Genomic DNA, 21,816 nt, shown 5'->3' on the forward strand with positions numbered 1-21,816 from the left:
CCGCCTTCCCCCCGGAGGACCACGATGACCAAGCTCGACAAACCCATGCGCCGCGAACTGCAGATCGGAGACCAGGTGTACACGCTCACCATCGGTCCCGATGGCCTGAAGCTCGTGGAAAAGGGACGCCGCAAGGGCCTCGAGCTCGCCTGGTCGGCGCTGGTCAGCGGCGATGCCGCGCTCGCCAGCGCGTTGCAGGCGTCGGTGGCCGACGCACCGTAAGCGACCGTCAGGCCGGCTGCAGGTTGGCGTAGGCCAGCACCAGCCATTTCGAACCGGCGTCGTCGAAATTGACCTGCACGCGTGCGTGCGCGCCGGTGCCTTCGTAATCGATGACCACGCCAGTACCGAACGTCGGATGGCGCACGTTGGCGCCGAGCTTCACGGGCGCCGGATCCATCGCCGGCATCGCCGCGTTGCGCCGCCCCTGCGGCATGTAGGGACGCGAGACCTGCACGCGCGGCCGCACTTCGTTCACCAGCGGGCCGGGGATCTCGCGCAGGAAGCGCGAGGGGATCCCGTACATGTCCGAGCCGTGGATGCGCCGCGCCTCGGCATACGTGAGTACGAGCTTCTGCCGCGCACGCGTGATGCCGACGTACGCCAGGCGCCGTTCTTCCTCGAGGCGACCGGGCTCCTCGGAGGACTTCGTGTTGGGGAACAGGCCTTCTTCCAGGCCGGCGAGGAACACCAGCGGGAATTCCAGCCCCTTCGCGCTGTGCAGCGTCATCAGCTGCACGCCGTCCTCGCCGGATTGCGCCTGGCCCTCGCCCGCTTCCAGCGCGGCGTAGCTGAGGAACGCGACGAGCTCGCTCAACGCCGCCGATTCCTCGTCGTCGCCATGCACGAAGCGCGAGGCGACCGACACGAGTTCGTCGAGGTTGTCGGTGCGCGAATCCAGCTGGCCGCGTGATTCGTTCGCGTAGTGCTCGCGCAGGCCGCTGCGCACCAGCACGTGGTCGATCTTCTCCTGCAGCGGCAAGGCGTCGGTTTCCACCTGCAGGCCTTCGACCAGCAGCAGGAACCCCGCGATCGCGTTGCGCGCGCGCGCCGCCAGGCCCGTGCCTTCGGAGACGCGCTTGGCCGCTTCCCACAACGAGATCGCCTCTTCGCGCGCGCGACGACGCACTTCGTCCAGCGTGCGCTCGCCGATGCCGCGGGTCGGGGTGTTCACCGCGCGCTCGAAGGCGGCATCGTCCGCGCGATTGGTCACCAGGCGCAGGTACGCCAGCGTGTCCTTGATTTCCGCGCGCTCGAAGAAGCGCTGCCCGCCGTACACGCGGTACGGGATCTGTTCGCCGAGCAAGGCTTCTTCGAACGCACGCGACTGCGCGTTGCTGCGATAGAGGATCGCGCACTCGCCGTGGCTGCCGCCGTCGCGCACCCAGGCGCGGATGCGTTCGACGACGAAGCGGGCTTCGTCGATTTCGTTGTACGCCGCGTACAGGTCGATCGGCTCGCCTTCGCCGGCGTCGGTCCACAGCTGTTTGCCGAGGCGATCGGGGTTGTGCGCGATCACCGCGTTGGCGGCGTTGAGGATGTTGGACGTGGAGCGGTAGTTCTGTTCCAGGCGCAGCGTGGTCGCGCCCGGGTAGTCGCGCAGGAAACGCTGCACGTTCTCGACCTTCGCGCCACGCCAGCCGTAGATCGCCTGGTCGTCGTCGCCGACCACGAACACGTGGCCCGTCTCGCCCGCCAGCAGGCGCACGAAGCCGTACTGGATCGCATTGGTGTCCTGGAATTCGTCGACCAGCACTTCGCCGAACCGGTGCCGGTAATGCGCCAGCAAGCCCGCGTTGTCGCGCAGCAGTTCGTGCGCGCGCAGCAGCAGCTCCGCGAAATCCACCAGGCCCGCGCGTTCGCAACGCTCCTGGTAGGCCGCGTACGCCTTGCGCATCGTGTCCATGAACCAGTCGCTGCCCGGCTGGATGTTCTCGGCGCGCCGGCCTTCATCCTTCTGCGCGTTGATCCACCACGCGATCTGCCGCGGCGGAAACCGCGTGTCGTCGAGTTCCAGCTGTTGCACCACGCGCTTGACGAGGCGCAGCTGGTCGTCCGAATCCAGCACCTGGAAGCCTTCCGGCAAACCGGCGTCCTGCCAGTGCAGGCGCAGCAGGCGATGGGCGAGGCCGTGGAAGGTGCCGATCCACATGCCGCGCGATCCGTTGCGCAGCAGGTGCTCTGCGCGATGTCTCAGCTCGCCGGCGGCCTTGTTGGTGAAGGTGACCGCGAGGATGCCGTGCGGCGGCACGCCCATCACTTCGTTCAACCATGCGATGCGGTGCATCAGCACGCGGGTCTTGCCGCTGCCCGCGCCGGCCAGCACGAGGTAGTGGCCGGCGGCCGCGGTCACGGCCTCGCGTTGGGCGGGGTTGAGCGCGTCGAGCAGGTGGGAGACATCCATGCGCGCATTTTACGGGCGCGCGCGCGGTCCTGCGGTGGACGCGGGCAATCAGTGCGCGTGTGCTTCCTTCTCGCGCTTCACCGTCGTGCCCGCCATCAGCTTGTCGGTCCAGGCGATGCCGATCGCCGAGAGGATGAACACGGTGTGGATGATCGTCTGCCACAGCACGCCCGTGGCGGTGATGGTGGTGCAGGCCTTGAGGTTCTCGCCCGCGTCGATCAGCGGCTTCATCGCCACCATCGCCGCGATGCCGGCCTGCGAACTGCACAGCGGCAAGCCGTCGACCATGCCGACTTCGATGAAGCTCTTGAGCAGGTGGATCGAGGAGATGCCGATGATCGCCATCGCCAGCTTCACCTTCAGCACGCTCGCGTTGACGTGGCTCAGCCACTCCGGCTGGTCCGGGTGGCCCTCCAGCCGCAGGCGCGACACGAACGTCTCGTAGCCGCCCACGATCACCATCATCAGCAGGTTGGAGATCATCACCACGTCGATCAGGCCCAGCACGATCAGCATGATCTGCTGCTCGCCCAGGCGCGGCGTTTCGTGGATGAGATGGATCAGTTCCTTCGCGAACAGGAACACGTACACGCCCTGCGCCACGATCAGCCCCAGGTACAACGGCAACTGCAGCCAGCGCGACGAGAAGATCAGCGCGGACAAGGGATTGAGCGTGCTGTGGTGCGGGACGTTCGCCATGGGGGACCTGCGTGGGGGACAGCCGGCGAGGGTGCCGAGTCGCGCTGCAAAAAGAAAGCCGCCCTTGCAGGCGGCTTGTTGTCCTAGGCCAGCGAGCAGCTGGCGTACGCTGCTTCTGGCCTGCCTCCGGGGGACGTACCTGGCCGGAGGACTTGGAGCCCGGGATGGCCGGGGACGGCGCGGAAGTTACGCCGAAGTTCCAACGGGTGCAACGCGAATCACGTCCCCGCGGGACGGAATCCAAACGCGCGGAGGATTCCCGTCAAGTAACGGAATGCCCCAATAGCAATGCACGAAGCTCCGCTTCGAGTTCGGCGATGCGCGCACCGATGCGCGCGGTCTCCGCGTCTTCCAGGTGACCGAGGCCGTCGAGCAGACCACTGAGCTGGTCGAGGCGCGACTTTTGTTCCGCAATCACGTGGCGACGGCGGAACGCGCGCATGTCGCTCACGTTGTCGGCTTCGTCCGGCAGCGGCTGCCACAGGCGTTCCTGCAGCAGCCAGCGCAGGCGATCGGCGGCCGCGCGTTCGGCGTCGGACCACGGCAGGCTGCGGCCGCGCACGGTTTCGCGCCAGCTGGCGAAACTCTTGCGCGGTGCGATGCGCACGCCATCGTCGGTGGCCACCATCGACTTGTGCGGATCGCCCGCCCACACCACGTCTTCCACCTGCTCTGCGCGGAAGAACAACAACCAGTCATCGCGACGCCCGAACGACAGCGCGAGCACGCCGGCCAGTCCGTGCTGCGCACCGGGCATCGTCCATTCGCTGGCGATGTCGGTGGTCGGCACGCGTTCGGTGCCGTGCGCGCGCGCCCAGCCCACGGCGTGCGCCAGGCCATCGGGCTCCGGCGTGCGGCCGTGCGTCGTCCACTGTCCGTCGCTGCGCAGCGCCACGCCATCGCAGGGCAGCATCGATACGACGAGATCGAGCGCGTTCGCAAGCGACGCGCCTAGTTCGCCCACGCCCGCCGACAGCCGCAGTGCGAGGTGTTCGCGCGTGTCGCGCGCGCGGTCGTCCTGGCGCGAGGCGATGGACTGCTCGTCCACGGCCACGCGCATCGAAACGAACAGGCTGAACATGTCGGCCGCGGCGCGCACCGACGGCGGCACCAGGCGCGGTTCGCGGTGGTGGCAGGCGATCAGGCCCCACAGGCGCCCGCCGCTCACGATCGACAACGACATCGACGCCGCCACGCCCATGTTGCGGAGGTATTCGCAATGCACGGGCGAGACGCTGCGCAACGCGTGCTGGCTCAGGTCGAGCGGTGCACCGGATGCATCGACGCCCGGCAGGATCGGCACCGCGACGTAGTTGGCGTCGGGGATCACGCGGATGCGGTTGCGCACGTACAGCGTGCGCGCCTGCACGGGGATGTCGGAGGCGGGGAAGCGCAGGCCGAGGAACGGCTCGAGGTCGTCCGCGCGCGATTCGGCGATCACCTCGCCCGCATCGTCGTGGCGGAAGCGATACACCATCACGCGGTCGTAGCCCGTGAGGCGGCGGATCTCTTCCGCGGTGCGCTGGTGGAACCCGCGCATGTCGGGCGCCACGCTGACGCGCGCGATCATGCGCTGCGCCATCACCGTGGGCGTCTGCCGATTGCCCGATCCCGCGCGCGGCTCCAGCTCCAGGTGCACCAGGCCATTGGCGACGTGCACGCCGATGTCGCACATGTGCGCCAGCGCGCCGATGTTGCCGACCGCGGCGCGTTGCGGCGTCGCGCCCGGTTCGATCATTTCGATTACTTCGAGCAGCGGCTCCAGCACATCGTCCGCGACGTGTTCGCGCAGGCTGTGGCCGAGCACTTCATCCGGCGGAACGTCGAGCAGTTCGGCGACGTTGGCCGAGGCCTGGCGGATGGTCCAGTCCGGCAGCGTGCAACTGAGCAGGTAGCCGTGCGGCTGGATCGCGCCGCTCAGGTGGATCGGTTCCCGCGCGCATTCGGCGGCGCCGGCGGCGGCGGCCGCGGTGGCTTGATCGTGGTCCAAGGACGCTTCCTCAGCAGGCGGGCCGTGCGGACAGTTCGGCCCGGTGGAATTCGTGTTCGGCGGACGCGAACGTGCGTGCCGCGGCAATCATCATCGCGCTCTCGTCGCTGGCTTCGAACGCGGCGTTCTCGAGGCACCGCACGAAGGCGCGCCAGCGCACGCCGACACCGAGGCCGCCGTGGCGATGCAGGAAGTTGGCGCCCGCGCCGGCGGTGTGCCCCAGCGCCTGCGCATGCACGACCAGCTGCGTGGCGCCCAGCGCGGAGCCTTCGATCACGTACATCAGGCCCGCGGCTTCCGCATCGCTGGACACCACGAGCGCAGGGCCGGGTTCGAGCGGCGACAGGCCGAGGGCTTCAAGATCCGCATCGATCCAGGGCGTGCGCACCGGATCGCACCATGCGCGCCACGTCGGGCCGAGGTTGGCGGCCGACAGCGCCCGCTCGGCATTGGCGAGGAACGCCTGCATGCCGACCAGGTACGTGCGGTATTCCTGCGCGGTGCGCAGGCCATGGGCGAATCGTGCGTCGAGGCGCACATGCGCGGTGCCGGTGGCTCCGCGCAGTCGATCGCGATATCCGTTGTCGGCTGCTGGCGTCATCGGCGCGCAATTTACACCACGCCGATGACCCGTTCTTCACCGACCTACACCGTCGCTGACCGGCGGATTATTTCGCCGGTTTGATGGCGTATGCGGCCGGATGTTCAGCGCCCAGCAAGTGGTCGACGAAGTAATCCCAGCGCTTGCGCATCACGTACAGCGAGTACTCGCCGTAACCGTGGCGGGCGTTCGGCAGCAGCAACAGGTCGAAGTCCTTGTTGGCCTTGATCAGCGCATCCACGACCAGCAGCGTGCTCGACGGCGGCACGTTGTCGTCCATCAGGCCATGGATGAGCAGCAGGTGGCCCTTCAGGCCGGACGCATGGTTCTGGTTGGCCTGGTCGTCGTAGTTGGACTTGCCGTCCTTGCCCGACACCAGCAGGCCCTGCCACTTCTCCGCCCAGTCGTCTTCGTAGTTGCGGTTGTCGTGGTTGCCGCTCTCGGCGATGCCGACCTTGAAGAAGTCGCCATAGCGGAACATCGCCGTGCCCGTGGCGTTGCCGCCGCCGGAATGGCCCCAGATGCCCACGCGCGACAAGTCGATCCACGGATAGCGCGCGGCGAGCTGCTTCATGCCGGCGACCTGGTCGGGCAGCGTGTTGTCGCCGATGTTCTTCGCGTAACCGTCGTGGAACGCCTTGGAGCGGTACGGCGTGCCCATGCCGTCGATCGCTACGACCACGAAGCCCAGTTCGGCCAGGGCCTGGTTGTCGCCGTGCGCCGACAGGAACCCGTAGCTGCGCACCGAACCCACCTGCGGGCCCGGATAGACGTAGTTGATGATCGGGTACTTCTTGTTCGGGTCGAAGTTGGACGGCTTGAACAGCATCCCGTACAGGTCGGTCTTGCCGTCGCGCGCCTTCACCACGATCGGTTCCGGGGCGACCCAGCCGCTCAGCTTCAGGCGGGCGAGGTCGGCCTGCGCGACCTGCGCGAGCACCTTGCCGTCGTTGGCATCCCGCAACACGGTGACCGGCGCGACGGCGGTGGTGGAATACGTATCGACCACGCGCGTGCCATCGGGCGACAGGCGGAACGTGTGCTGCGCGTCTTCCGGCGACAGCAGCACGGGCTCGCCCGAATCCAGGTTCACGCGATACAGGTGCTGGTGGTACGGATGGTGGCCTTCTTCGCGGCCGACGCCGGTGAACCACGCGGTGCGCGTGGCGGTGTCGAGGCGCAGCAGTTCGGCGACGTTCCAGTCGCCCTTCGTCACCTGGTGCTTCAGCTTGCCGTTGGTCGCGTCATACACATAGAGATGGCCCCAGTTGCTGCGTTGGCTCCACCACAGGATCTCGTTGCTCTCCGACAGGTAACGCCAGTTGATCGCGTTGATGCCGGACTCGAACCAGTTCTTCGCGTCTTCCTGGAACACGTCGCGCACGGCGCCCGTGGCGACGTCGGCGATGCGCACCCAGGTCTTGGTGTGGTCGCGCGAGGTGGAGGCGAAGGCGATCGTCTTGCCGTCCTTCGCCCACTGTACGTCTTCCCAGCCGCCGAAGCAGCTCACGTCGTCGCACTGCGTCGAACGATGCTGGTCCGGCGGCGTCTTCAGGCGCAGCACCGAATGCGTGGGCACGTCGATGACGACGCGCTCGATCATCGTGACGTCCTTGTCGCCGACCAGCGGGTACTTCCAGGTCTGCACGTCCGGATGGCCGACCTTCGTCGACACGAGCGTCATCTCGCCCGTCTTGCGCTGGTCCTGCTGGAACGTGGCGATCTTCGACGAATCCGGCGACCACACCAGGATCGCGCTGTCGTCGTGCACCCAGCCCGCGTTGTTGGTCGCGTAGCCGAAATCCTTGATGCCGTCGGTGGTGAGCTGCGTTTCCTTGCCGCTCGGCAACTCGCGCACCCACAGGTTCCAGTCGCGGATGAAGGCTTCGCGCTTGCCGTCCGGCGAGGCATTGCCGGGGCCGTCGCCGTCCTTCGCCTTCGGCGCGGGCTTGGCCACGCAGTGCGGCTTCACCGCGTCGCACAGGTAATGCGTGTCGCGCACGGCGATGTCGAGGCGGCCGTCGGCGGTGCCGTCGATGCCCGAGATCACCCGGTCGAGGCGACGCGCGTCCACCGGCTTGCCGGTGGCGGCGGAGAGCGCCTTGCCCATGCGCACGTGGTCGAACGCGGGCGCGGCCTTGCCGGTGGCCGCATCCATGCGCTGCAGGTGCATGCCGTTGGCATCGGATTCGAAGTAGACGAAGTGGCCGTCGTCGAGCCACTTCACGCCGGTGACGGCGTGGTCCACGAGCGGGCCGGTGTTCTGGCCGAGCATGCGCTCGGCGCGGGCGTAGTCCGCTTCGGTGACGCGCGCGGGGGTTTGCGCGAACGCGCCGCCCGTGCACAGGAACAACACGGCGACCGATGCGCCCGCCTGCAACTTCAAACCCATGCCCCGCTCCCCGATCCGGATCAAGAGCCCGCGATCCTAGCGCACCCCGCGCGATTGGCCCCTGCAGGAAGTCCTGCAGGGGCGGGCGCGCATCCCGGTTCAGCGTGCGGGCGCGGGATCGGCGATGCGGATCCGGTCGGCCGCGGTGCGCGCGCGGGTGGTTTCGCCGTACATCAGCTCGGCCACGGCCGGCGCGGCGAGGTAGTCGCCGGTATTGCCGACGCGGGCGAAGTAGTGGATCTCGTGGCGGCCGGGCCACAGGTGTTCGGCATAGAACTTCGGGTTGCGGGGGTCGAGCTTGCGCTCGCGGAAGGCCGGGTCGCCTTCATCGGCGAGCGCCTGCATGTCCACGCCCGCCACGCCGGCCAGCGACAGGTCCGTGGGCCGCAGGCCGCCGGGGATGTCGTCGGTGACGGCCACGAAGTCCCGCTCGCGCGCATTGGAGACCACGAGCGTCACGCGGATCCAGTCGCCTTCACGCACGGGACCGGCGGCTGCGAGCGGCCTCCACGCGCGACCACGGAACACGGCGTACCGGCGCTCGATGGCGAATCCGATCGCCGTGCTTTGGGCCTGGCGCGCGTCTTCCTTGTAGTCGACGCGTGCCAGGTAGGCGACGGGCGAATCCGGACGCTCGCGCGCGACGAGCGTGAGTGCGCCGCGCGGTGCGTCGAAGCGCGTCGCATCGCCGTTCGCGCCCGCGTCGAGGGTGATGCGTTGCGTCCTGCCGCCGACGGTGGCATCCACCGCGATGGGCGCCGCATCCTTCGTGCCATCGGCCTGCAGCGCCATCAGGCAGATCGCGGCTTCCTGCGTGTCCGCATGCCCGCGACCGCCGGCGTACAGATCGGTCAGGCCGGCCTGCAACTGCACGTGCGCCTGCGCCGGGGCGAGTTGCGGATAGTCGCCGAACAGGCGGATCAGGCTGCATTGCTCACGCAAGCTCGAACCCATCCAGCGCGACCATGACGCCATGGGTGCAACCGCGCGGGCCTGTCCGCGCAGCGGCGCCGATTCCAGCAGCATGGCGAACGCGTCGCGCGCATCCGGGCTGCCATCGCGCGCCAATGCGCGGGCCGTCGCGATGCGTGCGGGCAGCGCAAGCTTGCCCCACGATTTCCACGGCGCCGCGTCCGCCCGCTGATACGGTTGCGAGACCACGCCTGCGGCGATCGCGCGGTCCTCGACCGACGACGTGAACACGCTGTCGCCCATCCGCGCCAGGTAGGCGCGCGCGTCCGTTTCCACGGCTTCCGGCACCACGTAGCCCAGGCGATGCATCGTCGCGAAGGCATCCAGCGTGTAGGCCGTCAATGCAATGTGTGGCCGGGCCCCGGACCCGTTGCTCCACCCGGCGACCTGGTCGGCGAAGTAATACATCTCGCCTTGCGGGGACTGGAACACGATCGCGTTGTCGAGTGCTTCCTGCACCACCGCCTTCGCATCGGGCCAGGTCGTGTCGCCGCGTTCGATCGCCAGCGCGGCGCCGACCGCGCGGCTGAGGATCTGTTCCCAGCAGCGATGCGGGTAGTCGCGCAGGTCTTCGGTCCAGCCGTGCAGCAGGCCGCTGTTGCCGCGCCATGCCTGGACCTGCAAGCGCACATCCGACGCGCTGGCGGGCACCGTGGGCATCGCGAGCGTGGTGGGCGCATCGCCGAGCCAGCCGGCCTGCACGCGTTGCGCATCGATCGCCGTGGAGGCGACCTCCAGCGGCGCGGAGACCGCATCACGTCCGTCGGCGTTGGCGGCCGCGGCCGTCAGCGTAAGCGCGCCCGGCGCCGACGGCGACAGCGATGCGCCGAAGCTCGCCTGCCCGCCCGGTGCCAGCGACAGCGTGGCCGGATGCGTGCCGACGTGCTCGCCCGATTGCACGCGCAGCAGGGCCTCGACCCGCGCCGGCGACGTGCCGGACTGGCGCACGTTGGCGGCGATGCGCGTCCGGTCGCCCGCGTACACGCGCACCGGCGCCTGCAAGCGCGCTTCCAGCGGAAGTCCGGCTTCCAGCGTCGCTTCCGCCATCGCAAAGTCGTCGCTCGCGTCGTGGCTCCACGCGATCGCGCGCCAGCGCGTCAAGTTGTCCGGGACTTTGAAGTCGAGCTCGCGCGTCTCGCCCGGTGCGAGCACGATGTCGGTGCGCCAGAGCGCGGTGTCGGCGAACGCGGTGCGAACGCGCGCCAGCGCGAGTGCTTCGGCGAACGCGCCGTCCGGGCGTTCCGGACGCGGCGCCGCGCCAGGTTCGCGTGGCGTCGGTACATCGACCGGCGAGGCCTCGTCGAACACCACGGACGGCTCGGCGGGCGGTGCCGGGGCTGCGTACGCGTCCTCCACGGTCGTGACGACGATGGGATTGGTGACACCGCTGCCGATCACGCTGACCGTGTCGAGCTCGTTGCCGGCGTAACCGAACGTCCGCCCCGGTGCAAGCAACGCCACGCTGGTGGTGTCGCGCGCCAGCGGGATCGCGCTTTCGTCGACCTCGGTGAAGATCGTCGTCGACTCCACGGAAGCGACATCGATCGGGCGGGTCTGCACTTCGCGGCGTGCGTACTTCCGGCATTGCGCCGGATTCCGGGCGCGGTCGCAGCGCGCAAGTTGCGCGAGCGAGGGCATGCGCCAGCGCCACGGATCGCGGTTCCATGTTTCGAACCCGATCGTTTCGAACTCGCCGGAGGCTGCATAGCCGCGCACCCAGGCCTTGCCCGGATCCATGCCCCGCATGTAGCTGGCGCCGAGCGCGTGGAGCGCATCGTCCATCACGGTGAGCGTGATCGCGCGCGGCACCGGCGCGTCGTTGCGCAGCTGCAGGCGCACGCTGTCCGCCGGCGCGGCGCGGGCCGGCGCGAACGCAATCGCCACGGGCGCGCCGGCGGCCGGCGGATCGAACTTCACGGCGAGCTGCGTGCTGGTCACCTTCACGGCAGTGCGGTACCCGGCAGGCGCGTCTCCGGCCTGGCCACCGCGGACATAGGCCGTGAGGGTGAAGCGTTGCGGCCACCGCGGACCGCTCGGCATGTCGATCACCTGCGTGGGCGAATCGAGCTGGACGACCCGGCGCGCGAGCACCGCGCTCCCCCATTCGGCGACCAGCAGCACCTGCGCCTGCGCGAGCGGCTGCTTGAGCATCACGCGGAGGTTCCCGCCGCGCGACACGTGCGGGTCGACCAGTTCGAGCTTCGCTTGCTGCGTTGCATCGATGTCGGACGTGCGACTCCACACGTACTGGTCGTGCACGACCGGCGCGGCGTCACCGCTGCGCGCAGTGATGCGATAGACGCCCGAATCCCGCCGCGGGAACGTGCAATCCGAGGCACGCCCGGCCTCGAGCTTGCAGGCATGCAGCGGGCGAAGGTCGGCCGTCGTCTTTCCGTAGGCGACCTCGACATCGATCCTGCCGCCGTCGATGCGCTGGCCGTCGGCGGTGGCAAGGATCGCTTCCATCGTCACCGGCGAGGTGGCATCGAGCCAGGCGGGGGCCACCTTCAAGCCGACGTATCGTGCAAAGCGCGCATACGGGATGCGCACCGTGTTGCTGGTGGTGCCTTCGCGATCGCTGATCTGCGCTTCGGCGGTCAGCAGGAGTTCGCCGAATGCGGGCAGCTTCGCACCGTCTTCGAACGCCACCGGGAGCCGGGCGTGCGCGCGGCCTTCGGCGTCGGTGGTCAACGTGAGCGCATCGGCGCCGCGCAGCGCAGGGCGATCCTCGCTTTCGTCGCCCGCGAAGTCGTAGTCCGCCAATGCGGGATGGACATCGCCGAGGTCCGCCGGGCGCAAGCGCGCCTGCACGCTGTCGATCTCGGCGCCGGCCGCGACGCCGCCGGAGTAGTACCCGGCCTCGAGGTCGAACGCCACCACGTCGCCGTCGCGCAGCGTTCGCACGGGCGCGCTGGCGCGCATCCACAGGTCCTGCGCGCGATAGGTGCCGACGAAGAAACATGCGCCGCTGTCGAAAGACGATCCGATGCAATAGCGGCCGTCGGGAAGGTGGATCGGCAGGGTCGTCGTGCCCGCGACGGCTCCCATCGCGTCCAGCGCCCCGTCCCACGAGAACACGGCACGCGAACGGTCGTCGTCGCGCAGCACCAGGTGCACGACCGCACCGGCCGGCGGAAGGCGGATGCCGCCTTCACCGACTTCCCTTGTCCAGATGCGCCAGGACACGCGATCCCCGGCGCGGTAAAGCGGGCGATCGGCGACCCCCCATGCCTTCGTGTCGGGCGTGCCGCGTTCCAGCGTGCCGCCCCAGCGGTTCACGGTGAGCGGCAGCACCGCACGGGATGCACCGCGCCGCGCGCCGGATTGCACGCGCACGTACCAGTCCGCGCGATCCTCGTCTTTCTTCGGCTGCGCGAAATCGCGCGGGAGTTGCAGGAGGGCGGTCCCGTCTTCCGCGGTGCGTCCGATGGCCACCGTGCGGGGCGCGCCGGTGGCCGCCAGCGAAATGAGTTCGACCTGCGCGCCCGCGATCGGCGCACGCCCTTCCCACGCGTTGGCCCACACCAGCACGTCGTTGCGGCCGGCGACGGCGTAGACGTCGAAATCCGGCGCCGCCGCGATCATCGCCGCCTTGGGATCGAGGTTGTCAGGCAGCGAGAACGTCGCGATGCCACCCGCCTCCAGCGCGCGGCGCGCGACGGCCGAGGCAACGCCCTGCGGTGTCGCGCCGGAAGCAGGCGTTGCGACGCGTTCGTCTTCGACGGTGCCCGCGAACCCGCGCACCACCATCGCGTCCGGCGGCAGGTTGCGCACCTGCACGACGGGCGTGGCGGGGTCCCCGAGGAGCGCATGCTCGTAGGTCGCGGTGAACGACGGGCGCGCCGCCACGGTCGAGGCGCGTGCGGCGATCGTCGTGGCCAGCGCTGCACCGTCCCGGGCGCGCACGCCGGCAATCGGGAACGTGGCGGTGGTGTCCGGCGTTTCGATCGTGAATTCGATCCAGCCGCCGGGCGAACGCCTTGGCACCGCGCGCTTGAGGTCGCCCTCCGTATCGAATCCGTATTCGGTTCCGCTTGACGCGAATCGCATGGCCTGCGGCCACTCCGCGACGAACGCCTTGACCGCGGCGTCGTCCAGTTCCCGCGAGAACTGCACGCGCATGGGCTCGCCGGGCACGCACCCATCCAGCGCGATGCGGCCGTCGACCACATGCGCGAGGATCGGTGACGATTCGCCCGCACAGACGGCATTTCGCAACTGGAACGCTTCGCCGACCCGCGCCAGCAGCAGTGTCTTGTCGTCCCGGCCCGTGAGCGGACCATCGAGCGCCTTCAGCCCGGGGACGATCGACAGCTTCACCGTGGCATCGGTGCGCGTGGGCGGCAACTGCAGGATGAATCTCGACTTGAAGGCGTCGTAACGCTCCGCCGGGGGCGTCACCAGGGAAACCGGTACACGGTTCCCGTCGATCTCCAGGCGCAGCACGGCCGCGGCGTCCCGCGCGTCGATACGGTGCAGCGAACGCAACAGGATGTCGGGAACGCCGGCCTTCCAGCCAGAGATCTCTGCATGGAGCGCCGGGCGCGGCGTTTCGCCGACCAGCGTCACGCCGGCGATTGGCGTGCCTTGCGTCGTCTTGAGTCCGTCAGCGAGCACGACCCGGAAGCGGGTCGCCATCGGCGCCGGGGACTCGAATTTGCAGTCCAGCTGCGCGTCGTCGGTCCAGCTGCAGGTCATCGCGCGGGCCGGCGCCACCGACACGAGCGATTCGGTGCGCGCGTTGTCGAGCACCTGCACCGGTTCGCTGAACTTGAGCGCGAAGCCCTGCTGCGTCACGTCGAGCCCGGGCTTCTGTGCGAACGCACTACCGGCCACGCACCACAACGCCAGCCCCCAGCCGATCGCGCGCATCCGAGCTTCCTTTCCCATGATCCCCGCCCCGAGTGTTGGCACAGGCGCAGGGGAACGGCAAGGCGAGGAATTCGGGGTCAGGTCACCCGGGCGAGCATGCGCTGGCTGCCGATCAGGCGCGCCCAGCGGGTGCCGAGGTCGGTCCAGCAGACGAAATACGCTTCGGCGGCGATGCGCCACAACGTGGACGGGCCCATCGGCAGGCGCGGTTCGGCGGCGCACAACTCCCAGTCGTAGCCGAGCTGGCGGGCGAACAGGGCGCAACGCGCCAGGTGGTAGCGGTTGCTCAACAAGGTCACGCGGCGTGCGCCGTTGTTCGGCAACAGGCTGCGGGCATTGCGCAGGTTCTGCAGGGTGTCGCGCGATTCGGCTTCCATGCGCAGCGATGCGGCATCGGACACGCCGCGCGCGAGCAGGGCCGAGCGCGCGACTTCGGCTTCGGTGGGTTCGTCAGGCGCGCCGCCACCGAGCAGGATGAAGTCGGCCGGCGGGCGCTCGCGCCACAGGGCAGCCGCGCGCTCCAGGCGCGCGTCGAAATCCGCATCGATGCGCCCGCGCGGCGCGTGCTTGCCGAACAGCAACACGCATTCGCCGCGTTCCGGCGTGCACGGTGCGCGGCGGGCCACGCGCAGCACGTGCAGGAAATACCCGAGGTACACCAGCCCCGCGCTGAGCACGCACGCGGCCAGCGCCACGAGCCCGGTCTGCAGGACATCGAGGTCGGCGGCGAGGCGCAGGCGATGGGCGATGCGGGTGGGCATGCCGGGGCTCGGACGGGGGAAGGGCGTGCGGGGTTCCGCACGACGCGCATTTTAAGTGCGCGACGTTCCGCGGGCCTGCGGCCTGGTCGGCGAAACGGCAACGTGCTGCCCTGCATTCATCCATGTGTATGCGGCAGGGCCGCGTCGTCTGGTCGTGCACGGGGCCGTGGCTATACTCCAAAGCCATTCGGACCCGAGAGCCCCGCGTGCCCGCACAACCATCGACGCAAGGCACCCACGTCCCGATCCCGCCGCTGGCGATCCGCCACTACACGGCGACCACCGCCCTCGGCCCCGGCCGCGATGCCCTGCTCGCAGGTTTGCGCGAACGTCGCGGCGGCCTGCGCCGCAACGACTTCGGGAACGACCGGCTGGATTGCTGGATCGGCCGCGTCGACGGGCTGGAAGACGCGGCACTGCCGCTTGAATTCAGCGATGCCGAATGCCGCAACAACCGCCTTGCGTGGCTCGCGCTGCAACAGGACGGGATGTTCGGCGCCGTCCAGGCCGCGAAGGCGAAGTACGGCGCCTCCCGCATCGCGGTCGTGCTGGGGACCTCCACGTCCAGCATCGGCGCGACAGAAGAAGCGTACGCACGCCTGGAACCGGGCGACGACGGCCAACCCGCCTTCCCGCGCGACCTGCGCCAGCCGATGGTCCACACGCCGCATTCGCTGGGCGCGTTCGTGCAGCGCGCCACCGGATTGACGGGCCCGTGCGTGACGGTCGCCACCGCGTGTTCGTCGAGCGCGAAAGTCTTCGCGCAGGCCGCGCGGCTGATCCATGCAGGACTCGCGGACGCCGCCCTCGTGGGCGGCGTCGACACGTTGTGCGGCAGCGTGCTGTTCGGGTTCAACGCGCTGGGCCTGGTGTCGCAGGCGCCGTGCAAGCCGTTCGATGCGACGCGCGACGGACTGTCGCTGGGCGAAGCCGGCGGTTACGCCTTGCTCGAACGCGCCGGCGACGACGACGCGCTCACCCTGCGCGGCTACGGCGAATCCAGCGACGCGCACCACATGTCCGCGCCGCATCCCGAAGGCCTGGGCGCGCGCCTGGCGATGTCGCAGGCCCTCGCGCGCGCGGGCATCGACGCCGCCGACGTCGGTTATCTCAACCTGCACGGCACCGCCACGCCCGCCAACGACACCGTCGAAGCGCAGGCCGTCGCGCGCCTGTTCCCCGACACGCTGCATGCCAGCTCGACGAAGGGCTGGACCGGACACACGCTCGGTGCGGCGGGCATCGTGGAATCGGTGATCGCGATGCTGGCGCTGCAGCACGGCCTGCTGCCGGGCATCCTCAACAGCGCCGAACGCGATGCCGCGTGCGGCGCGCAGATCCGTTTCGACAACGCCGAGCGCCCCATCCGGTACGCAATGAACAATTCCTTCGGCTTCGGCGGCAACAACTGCTCGCTGGTGTTCGCCGCATGAGTGCACTGACCGCCACCATCGAAGGCATCGGCTTCTGGTCCAACGGCCTGCCCGACTGGGACAGTGCACGCGCCTTCGTGCGTACCGGCACGTTGCCGGACGCCGCGCCCGCGCGTCCGTCGCCGGAACTGCTCGCGCCCAACGAACGCCGCCGCGCCCCGGAAACCGTCGCCGTCGCCCTCGACGTCGCGCTCGCCGCGTGCACGCGCGCCGGCCGTGCGCCGGCCGACCTGCCGTCGGTGTTCGCATCCACGCACGGCGACCTCGGCATCACCGATTACATGAGCGCCACGCTGGTGGACAACCCGCGGTCCGTGTCGCCCACGCGCTTCCACAACTCCGTGCACAACGCCGCGGCCGGTTACTGGACGATCGGCGCCGGCTGCACGCAGGCGACCACCGCGATCAGCGCGTACGCGGCGAGTTTCGCCGAAGGCCTGGTCGAAGCCCTGGTGCAACTCGATGCGGGCGAAGACGCGATGTTGCTGGTCGGCTACGACGGCGCCGCCACCGGGCCGCTCGCCTCCGTCGCGAAGACCAGCGGCTTGCTGGGCGGCGCCCTGGTGCTGTCGCGCGCGCCGCGCAACGATGCGCCGCGACTGCGCGTCGAAATCCTCGAAGGCAACGCGCCCGTCGCGACCGGGCGCCTGGCGATGCACGCCGGCCGCAACGCAATGGCGCCCATGCTGCCGTTGTTCGACGCGCTGGCCAGCGGTGAATCCGTTGCAACCCTGCACGCCGGCCCCGGCCGCATGCTGCGCATCACGCTGACGCAGGGCGCGACGATGGCTGCGCCCGAAGCCGCGGGAGTCGCCCATGCGTGACGCCGCTGCCCTCGCGCAACGCACGTGCGTCGTGATCCCGGCGCTCAACGAACAGTTGCGCATCCGCGAAGTCGTGGAAGGCGCGCTCGCGCAATGCCCCAATGTCATCGTGATCGACGACGGCTCCGACGACGGCACGTCCGACCGCATCGCCGACCTGCCGATCATTCTCTTGCGACACGAAGAACGCCAGGGCAAGGGCCACTCGCTGCGCGAAGGCTTCGCCGAAGCGATGCGCCGCGGGTTCGACGGCGTGCTCACGATGGACGGCGATGGCCAGCACCTCGCGGAAGACCTGCCGCGGTTGCTCGACGCCGCCGTGCGTTTCCCGGGCGCGCTGGTGATTGGTTCGCGGTTGCGCAAGCGCAGCCAGCAGCCGTTGTATCGCCGATTGGCGAACGAGTTCGGCGACTGGGGCATCTCGATCGGCTGCGGTTACCAGATCTCCGACACGCAGAGCGGCCAGCGCTATTACCCCGCCAACGTGTGCGCGCTCGACGACGTGCCCGGCGAAGACTTCGTGTTCGAAGCGCAGATCCTGATGTCCGCCTCGCGCAAGCTCGGCACGCGCGTGGTGTCGGTGCCGATCGAGTCGCGCTACCAGAGCCCGGAAGTCGGCGCGCTCCGCAAGAGTCATTTCCGGCCGCTGCGCGACCTGTGGCGCATCACCTCGCACGTGACGCGGCACATTCTGAGTTATGGCCAGTTGCGCGCGGACTGGCGCAACACGCGGGCGCATCCGCCCGTCATCCACGATCCGACGGGCGAATTCGCACCGCCGCCCCCTTCGCTGCACCAGGCCTCCTTCCAGGAACGCTCATGACCCCGCGCGCCGACGTCGTCATCCTTGGAGGTGGCCTCGCCGGCCTGACGCTTGCGATCCAGCTGCGGCAACGTGATCCGTCCACCGCGGTCACGGTGCTCGAGCGACGCAACCACCCCGTGCGCGAGGCCGCGTTCAAGGTGGGCGAATCCACGGTCGAGATCGGCGCGCATTATTTCTCGCACGTGCTCGGGTTCCGCGAGCATCTTGAAACGAAGCAGCTGCGCAAGTTCGGCTTCCGCTTCTTCTTCAGCGAAGGGCGCAACGACGTCGACGATTGCACGGAACTCGGTGTCAGCGAATTGCTGCCCACGCCGTCGTGGCAGCTCGACCGCGGGCGCTTCGAGAATTTCCTCGGCGAACAGGCGCGCGCGCTCGGCGTCGCGTTCGTCGACGGCGCAACGGTGCGCACCATCGACCTCGCCGAAGGCGAAGCCGACCACCGCGTCACCTACCAGCACGACGGCGAGACGCACGAGATCGCGTCGCGCTGGGTCGTGGATGCCGCGGGCCGCGCGAGCCTGCTCAAGCGCAAGCTCGACCTCGCCCAGGCCAACGACCACGACGCCAACGCCGTGTGGTGGCGCGTGGATGGCTACATCGAACCGCAGCAGTGGTCGACCGACGCCGAATGGCTGGCGCGTTGCAACCCGCCCGCGCGCTGGCGTTCGACCAACCACATGTGCGGGCCGGGCTACTGGTTCTGGCTGATCCCGCTGGCGTCGAACGCGCATTCGCTCGGCATCGTGTGCGACGCGAAGATGCATCCGCTCGACACGATGAACACGCATGCCAAAGCGATGGACTGGTTGCGCGAGCACCAGCCGGCGATGGCCGAGGCGATCGACAAGCCGGAACACACGCTGCAGGACTTCCTGTTCTTCCGCCACTTCTCGTACGGCTGCAAGCAGGTGTTCTCCGGCGACCGCTGGGCGCTGACGGGCGAGGCCGGGCTGTTCCTGGATCCGTTCTATTCGCCGGGCAGCGACTTCATCGCGATGAGCAACACCTTCATCTGCGACCTGATCGGCAAGGATCGCGCGGGCCAGAACTTCACCGCCTACGCGCCGATCTACGAGCAGCTGTACGTGTCGTTCTACGAAAACACGCTCACGCTCTACCAGGACCAGTACCCGATCTTCGGCGACGCGCAAGTCATGCCGTTGAAGGTGATCTGGGACTACACGTATTACTGGGCGCTGCTGGCGCCGCTGTTCTTCGGCGAGCGGCTCACGTCGATCCCGTTGCTCGGCCGCCTGCGCGATGCCTTCCTGCAGGGCCGCGACCTCAACCTGTCCATGCAGGCGCTGCTGCGCACGTGGTACGAGCGCAACGCCGCGCCGGTCGAAGCACGCCCCGACGGACGCTTCCTCAACCAGTGGTCGATCGACTGGTTCCATGAAATGAACCGCGCGTTGAACGATCCGCTGGACGACGCCGCCTTCGAAGCGCGCCTGCGCGACAACGTGGTGCGCATGCGGTGGCTGGCGGCGGAGATGCTGCGCGAGGCGCGCATCGACCATGCGGACATCGACGACCACGGGCTCGATGCGTTGCTCGCGCCCTATGCCGAAGCGGACGCGGACGCGCCGCGTTCGCTGGCGCCGGCGTGGTATGCGCGCTCGGTGCGGGCGTTGCATCGGGATGTCGAAGCCGAGGCGCTCGCTCCATGAGCCATTCGCTCCTGTTGCTCCAGCTCGTCGTCATCCTCGCCACCGCGCGCCTGTGCGGCTTGTTGCTGCGCTTCCTCGGGCAGCCGGCGGTGATCGGCGAGATGGCGGCGGGGCTGGTGCTGGGGCCGATCGTGTTCGGTGCGATCGCGCCCGACCTCCACGCGCAGTTGTTCTCCAAGGCTTCGCTGGGCGGGCTGTCGTCGTTGTCCACGCTGGGCCTGGTGCTCTTCATGTTCATCGTCGGCGCGGAGTTGCGTGCGCCCGATGGCGTGCGTGCGCAGGTGCGCGCTGCGGGCCTGGTTGGCGTGCTCGCGGTGGCGTTGCCGATGGTGGCGGGCTTCGTGATTTCGCCGTGGGTGTATCCGCTGGCGCCGGCCGGTGTCGCGTTCCTGCCGTTCGCGTTGTTCATGGCGGCGGCGATGTCGATCACCGCGTTCCCGGTGATGGCGCGGATCCTCAAGGATCGCGGCATGACGCAGACGCGCCTGGGACGGCTCGCGTTGAGCTCGGCGGCGATCGCGGACGTGTTCGCCTGGATCATGCTGGCGTGCGTGCTCGCGCTGATCGGCACCGAGCCCGGCGGGCTGCTCCGCACGGCTGTCGGGATGGCGGTGCTCACCGCCGTCGTCTTCGGTGCGTTGCGGCCGTTGTATGCGTGGCTGCTGCGGCGCTTCGCGCCGAGCGGCGAGCCCACGCAGATGCTGCTGGCTGCGTTGTTGTTGGGCATGCTGGCGTGCGCATTCGCGACGGAATGGCTGGGGCTGCACGCGGTGTTCGGGGCGTTCCTCTTCGGCGCGTGCCTGCCGCGCGACGAGCGCTTGCTGCGCTACCTCGTCGAGCGCCTGGAATACCTGGCCATCGTGCTGCTGATGCCGATCTTCTTCGCGCTGGCGGGCTTGAACACGACGGCCGATGCATTCGTCGGCGCCGGCATGGGCGCGCTCGCGCTGGTGCTGTTGGCGGCGATCTTCGGCAAGGTCTTCGGCGGTGCGCTCGGTGCACGCGTGGCCGGCTATGGCTGGCGCGAGAGTTTCGCGACCGGCGCGCTGATGAACGCGCGCGGCCTGATGGAGCTGATCGTGATGAAGGTGGGCCTCGACGCCGGCCTGATCGGCCCGTCGTTGTTCACGATGCTGCTGGTGATGGCGTTGGTGACGACGGTGATGACGTCGCCGTTGCTTACCTTGTTTGCGGGGCGCGCGTTGTTGCGGGAAGACGCGCAGGTCCGCGCGCCGGATCCCGCGCGCTAGCTCATCCCGCCGTCGACGCCGATCACCTGGCCGTTGACGTACGCGGCCGCGTCGGAACACAGGAAGCGCACGACCGCCGCGATCTCGTCCGGCGTGCCCGCGCGACCGGCCGGGACCATCTGCTTGACCATCTCCGGCGCGAACGCCCCATCCGCCATCGCGCCGGCGACGACGCCGGGCGCGACCACGTTGGCGGTGATGTTGCGCGAGGCCATTTCGCGCGCGAGGGATTTCGTCGCGCCGTGCAACGCGGCCTTGGCCGCGGCGTAATTGGTCTGTCCGCGGTTGCCGAGCACGGCCGCGACGGACGAGACGCTCACGATGCGGCCCCAGCGCGTGCGCGCCATCGGCAGCAGCAGCGGTTGCGTCACGTGGAAGAAGCCGTGCAGCGAGACGTCGACCACGCGCTTCCACTGCGCGTCGGTCATGCCGGCCATCGGCGCGTCGTCGTGGATGCCGGCGTTGTTGACGACGACCTGGATCGGGCCGTCGGCGAGCAACGACGCGATGGCCACGCGCGTCGCCTCGCCGTCGGCCACGTCGAAGGCGATGGCGTCCGCGCTGCCACCCGCTTCGCGGATCGCGGCCACGACGGCGTCGGCACGCGCGACGTTCGCATTCGCATGCACGATCACGTGCAGTCCGTCGGCGGCGAGCTGCCGGCAGATCGCACCGCCGATGTCGCCGCTGCCGCCGGTGACGAGCGCGCGTCGTTGCTGGGTCATGCGGGGCTCCCGGGTTGCAGCATCACCGCCGCGCGCCCTTCGGCGAGCAGCGTGCCGGCGTGGTGGATGGCGAAACGATACTGCTGCGCGGTGTCGCTGGCGACCAGCGCCTCGGCTTCGCATTCGATGGCGCCCGGCAGTTCGTCGATGCGCGCGACATGCAGCACGACATTCCGCAACGCGACCAGCATTCCCGGTGGCGCGACGCCACCCCGTTCGCGTGCCAGCAGTCCGCCGTGCACCGCCATCGCCTGCGCGCCGTATTCGCACAGGTGCACCGCGCGCAGGCGGCTGTCGCTGCGCAAAGGATGCGCCGGATCGCGATGCCCGAAGGCTTGCAGCACGATGCGCTGCGCATCCCAGTGCGTGACCGAATCCCACAGGCACATCGCGCCCG

The 21,816-nt window shown here is 69.3% G+C and carries 15 protein-coding genes; 6 read left to right on the forward strand and 9 right to left on the reverse strand.

What is annotated here, in order from left to right; all coding sequences use genetic code 11:
- Positions 1–24: 24 nt before the first annotated feature.
- Positions 25–222, forward strand: coding sequence for a hypothetical protein (locus LYSCAS_RS05780; RefSeq protein WP_213436591.1), 198 nt, complete (start codon positions 25–27; stop codon positions 220–222).
- Between the two features lie 7 nt (positions 223–229).
- On the opposite strand, the gene uvrD is transcribed toward LYSCAS_RS05780, so the two are convergent.
- The 7 genes from uvrD to LYSCAS_RS05815 form a co-directional block, all read right to left on the reverse strand.
- Entirely contained in the window at positions 230–2,404 is a 2,175-nt protein-coding gene (uvrD, locus tag LYSCAS_RS05785) for a DNA helicase II (protein WP_213436593.1), read from the reverse strand.
- 48 nt (positions 2,405–2,452) lie between these two features.
- A complete protein-coding gene (locus LYSCAS_RS05790) occupies positions 2,453–3,103 on the reverse strand; it encodes a TIGR00645 family protein (RefSeq protein ID WP_213436595.1) in 651 nt (216 codons plus the stop codon).
- A gap of 262 nt (positions 3,104–3,365) precedes the next feature.
- Positions 3,366–5,093, reverse strand: a complete 1,728-nt coding sequence (locus LYSCAS_RS05795; RefSeq protein ID WP_213436597.1) for a GAF domain-containing protein — start codon at positions 5,091–5,093, stop codon at positions 3,366–3,368.
- A gap of 10 nt (positions 5,094–5,103) precedes the next feature.
- Complete coding sequence (locus tag LYSCAS_RS05800) at positions 5,104–5,694, reverse strand: biliverdin-producing heme oxygenase (protein WP_213436599.1); 591 nt, start codon at positions 5,692–5,694, stop codon at positions 5,104–5,106.
- 67 nt (positions 5,695–5,761) lie between these two features.
- Positions 5,762–8,086 carry a S9 family peptidase gene (locus LYSCAS_RS05805; protein ID WP_213436601.1) on the reverse strand — a complete coding sequence of 775 codons (2,325 nt, stop codon included), beginning with the start codon at positions 8,084–8,086 and terminating at the stop codon, positions 5,762–5,764.
- A gap of 99 nt (positions 8,087–8,185) precedes the next feature.
- Positions 8,186–13,930 carry an alpha-2-macroglobulin family protein gene (locus tag LYSCAS_RS05810; RefSeq protein ID WP_213436603.1) on the reverse strand — a complete coding sequence of 1,915 codons (5,745 nt, stop codon included), beginning with the start codon at positions 13,928–13,930 and terminating at the stop codon, positions 8,186–8,188.
- Between the two features lie 77 nt (positions 13,931–14,007).
- Entirely contained in the window at positions 14,008–14,691 is a 684-nt protein-coding gene (locus LYSCAS_RS05815; RefSeq protein ID WP_213436605.1) for a YdcF family protein, read from the reverse strand.
- Between the two features lie 245 nt (positions 14,692–14,936).
- On the opposite strand from LYSCAS_RS05815, the gene LYSCAS_RS05820 reads away from it, so the two are divergent.
- Genes LYSCAS_RS05820 through LYSCAS_RS05840 form a run of 5 tightly spaced genes read left to right on the forward strand, consistent with a single transcriptional unit; the run spans position 14,937 to position 20,694 of the window.
- A complete protein-coding gene (locus LYSCAS_RS05820) occupies positions 14,937–16,124 on the forward strand; it encodes a beta-ketoacyl-[acyl-carrier-protein] synthase family protein (protein ID WP_213437616.1) in 1,188 nt (395 codons plus the stop codon).
- Positions 16,121–16,948, forward strand: a complete 828-nt coding sequence (locus LYSCAS_RS05825; protein ID WP_213436607.1) for a beta-ketoacyl synthase chain length factor — start codon at positions 16,121–16,123, stop codon at positions 16,946–16,948. The genes LYSCAS_RS05820 and LYSCAS_RS05825 overlap by 4 nt, the downstream gene beginning before the upstream one ends.
- Entirely contained in the window at positions 16,941–17,771 is an 831-nt protein-coding gene (locus LYSCAS_RS05830; protein ID WP_213436609.1) for a glycosyltransferase family 2 protein, read from the forward strand. The genes LYSCAS_RS05825 and LYSCAS_RS05830 overlap by 8 nt, the downstream gene beginning before the upstream one ends.
- Positions 17,768–19,444, forward strand: a complete 1,677-nt coding sequence (locus LYSCAS_RS05835) for an NAD(P)/FAD-dependent oxidoreductase (RefSeq protein WP_213436611.1) — start codon at positions 17,768–17,770, stop codon at positions 19,442–19,444. Before LYSCAS_RS05830 ends, LYSCAS_RS05835 begins: the two co-directional genes overlap by 4 nt.
- Positions 19,441–20,694 carry a cation:proton antiporter gene (locus LYSCAS_RS05840; protein WP_213436613.1) on the forward strand — a complete coding sequence of 418 codons (1,254 nt, stop codon included), beginning with the start codon at positions 19,441–19,443 and terminating at the stop codon, positions 20,692–20,694. Before LYSCAS_RS05835 ends, LYSCAS_RS05840 begins: the two co-directional genes overlap by 4 nt.
- Here LYSCAS_RS05840 and fabG read toward each other — a convergent pair.
- Complete coding sequence (fabG, locus tag LYSCAS_RS05845) at positions 20,691–21,419, reverse strand: 3-oxoacyl-ACP reductase FabG (protein ID WP_213436615.1); 729 nt, start codon at positions 21,417–21,419, stop codon at positions 20,691–20,693. The genes LYSCAS_RS05840 and fabG overlap by 4 nt on opposite strands.
- Positions 21,416–21,808: a phosphotransferase gene (locus tag LYSCAS_RS05850; protein WP_213437618.1), complete on the reverse strand. Its 393-nt coding sequence runs from the start codon at positions 21,806–21,808 to the stop codon at positions 21,416–21,418. The genes fabG and LYSCAS_RS05850 overlap by 4 nt, the downstream gene beginning before the upstream one ends.
- Between the last annotated feature and the right edge of the window lie 8 nt (positions 21,809–21,816).

Source organism: Noviluteimonas caseinilytica, from assembly GCF_018406605.1.
In the GTDB taxonomy this organism is placed as follows: Bacteria; Pseudomonadota; Gammaproteobacteria; order Xanthomonadales; family Xanthomonadaceae; genus Noviluteimonas; species Noviluteimonas caseinilytica.

Bases quoted from the DNA above. Each gene is read 5' to 3' on its own strand.
- LYSCAS_RS05780 (WP_213436591.1), top strand. From the start codon at position 25: ATGACCAAGCTCGACAAACCCATGCGCCGCGAACTGCAGATCGGAGAC.
- uvrD (WP_213436593.1), bottom strand. From the start codon at position 2,404: ATGGATGTCTCCCACCTGCTCGACGCGCTCAACCCCGCCCAACGCGAG.
- LYSCAS_RS05790 (WP_213436595.1), bottom strand. From the start codon at position 3,103: ATGGCGAACGTCCCGCACCACAGCACGCTCAATCCCTTGTCCGCGCTG.
- LYSCAS_RS05800 (WP_213436599.1), bottom strand. From the start codon at position 5,694: ATGACGCCAGCAGCCGACAACGGATATCGCGATCGACTGCGCGGAGCC.
- LYSCAS_RS05805 (WP_213436601.1), bottom strand. From the start codon at position 8,086: ATGGGTTTGAAGTTGCAGGCGGGCGCATCGGTCGCCGTGTTGTTCCTG.
- LYSCAS_RS05810 (WP_213436603.1), bottom strand. From the start codon at position 13,930: ATGCGCGCGATCGGCTGGGGGCTGGCGTTGTGGTGCGTGGCCGGTAGT.
- LYSCAS_RS05815 (WP_213436605.1), bottom strand. From the start codon at position 14,691: ATGCCCACCCGCATCGCCCATCGCCTGCGCCTCGCCGCCGACCTCGAT.
- LYSCAS_RS05825 (WP_213436607.1), top strand. From the start codon at position 16,121: ATGAGTGCACTGACCGCCACCATCGAAGGCATCGGCTTCTGGTCCAAC.
- LYSCAS_RS05830 (WP_213436609.1), top strand. From the start codon at position 16,941: ATGCGTGACGCCGCTGCCCTCGCGCAACGCACGTGCGTCGTGATCCCG.
- LYSCAS_RS05835 (WP_213436611.1), top strand. From the start codon at position 17,768: ATGACCCCGCGCGCCGACGTCGTCATCCTTGGAGGTGGCCTCGCCGGC.
- LYSCAS_RS05840 (WP_213436613.1), top strand. From the start codon at position 19,441: ATGAGCCATTCGCTCCTGTTGCTCCAGCTCGTCGTCATCCTCGCCACC.
- fabG (WP_213436615.1), bottom strand. From the start codon at position 21,419: ATGACCCAGCAACGACGCGCGCTCGTCACCGGCGGCAGCGGCGACATC.
- LYSCAS_RS05850 (WP_213437618.1), bottom strand. From the start codon at position 21,808: ATGTGCCTGTGGGATTCGGTCACGCACTGGGATGCGCAGCGCATCGTG.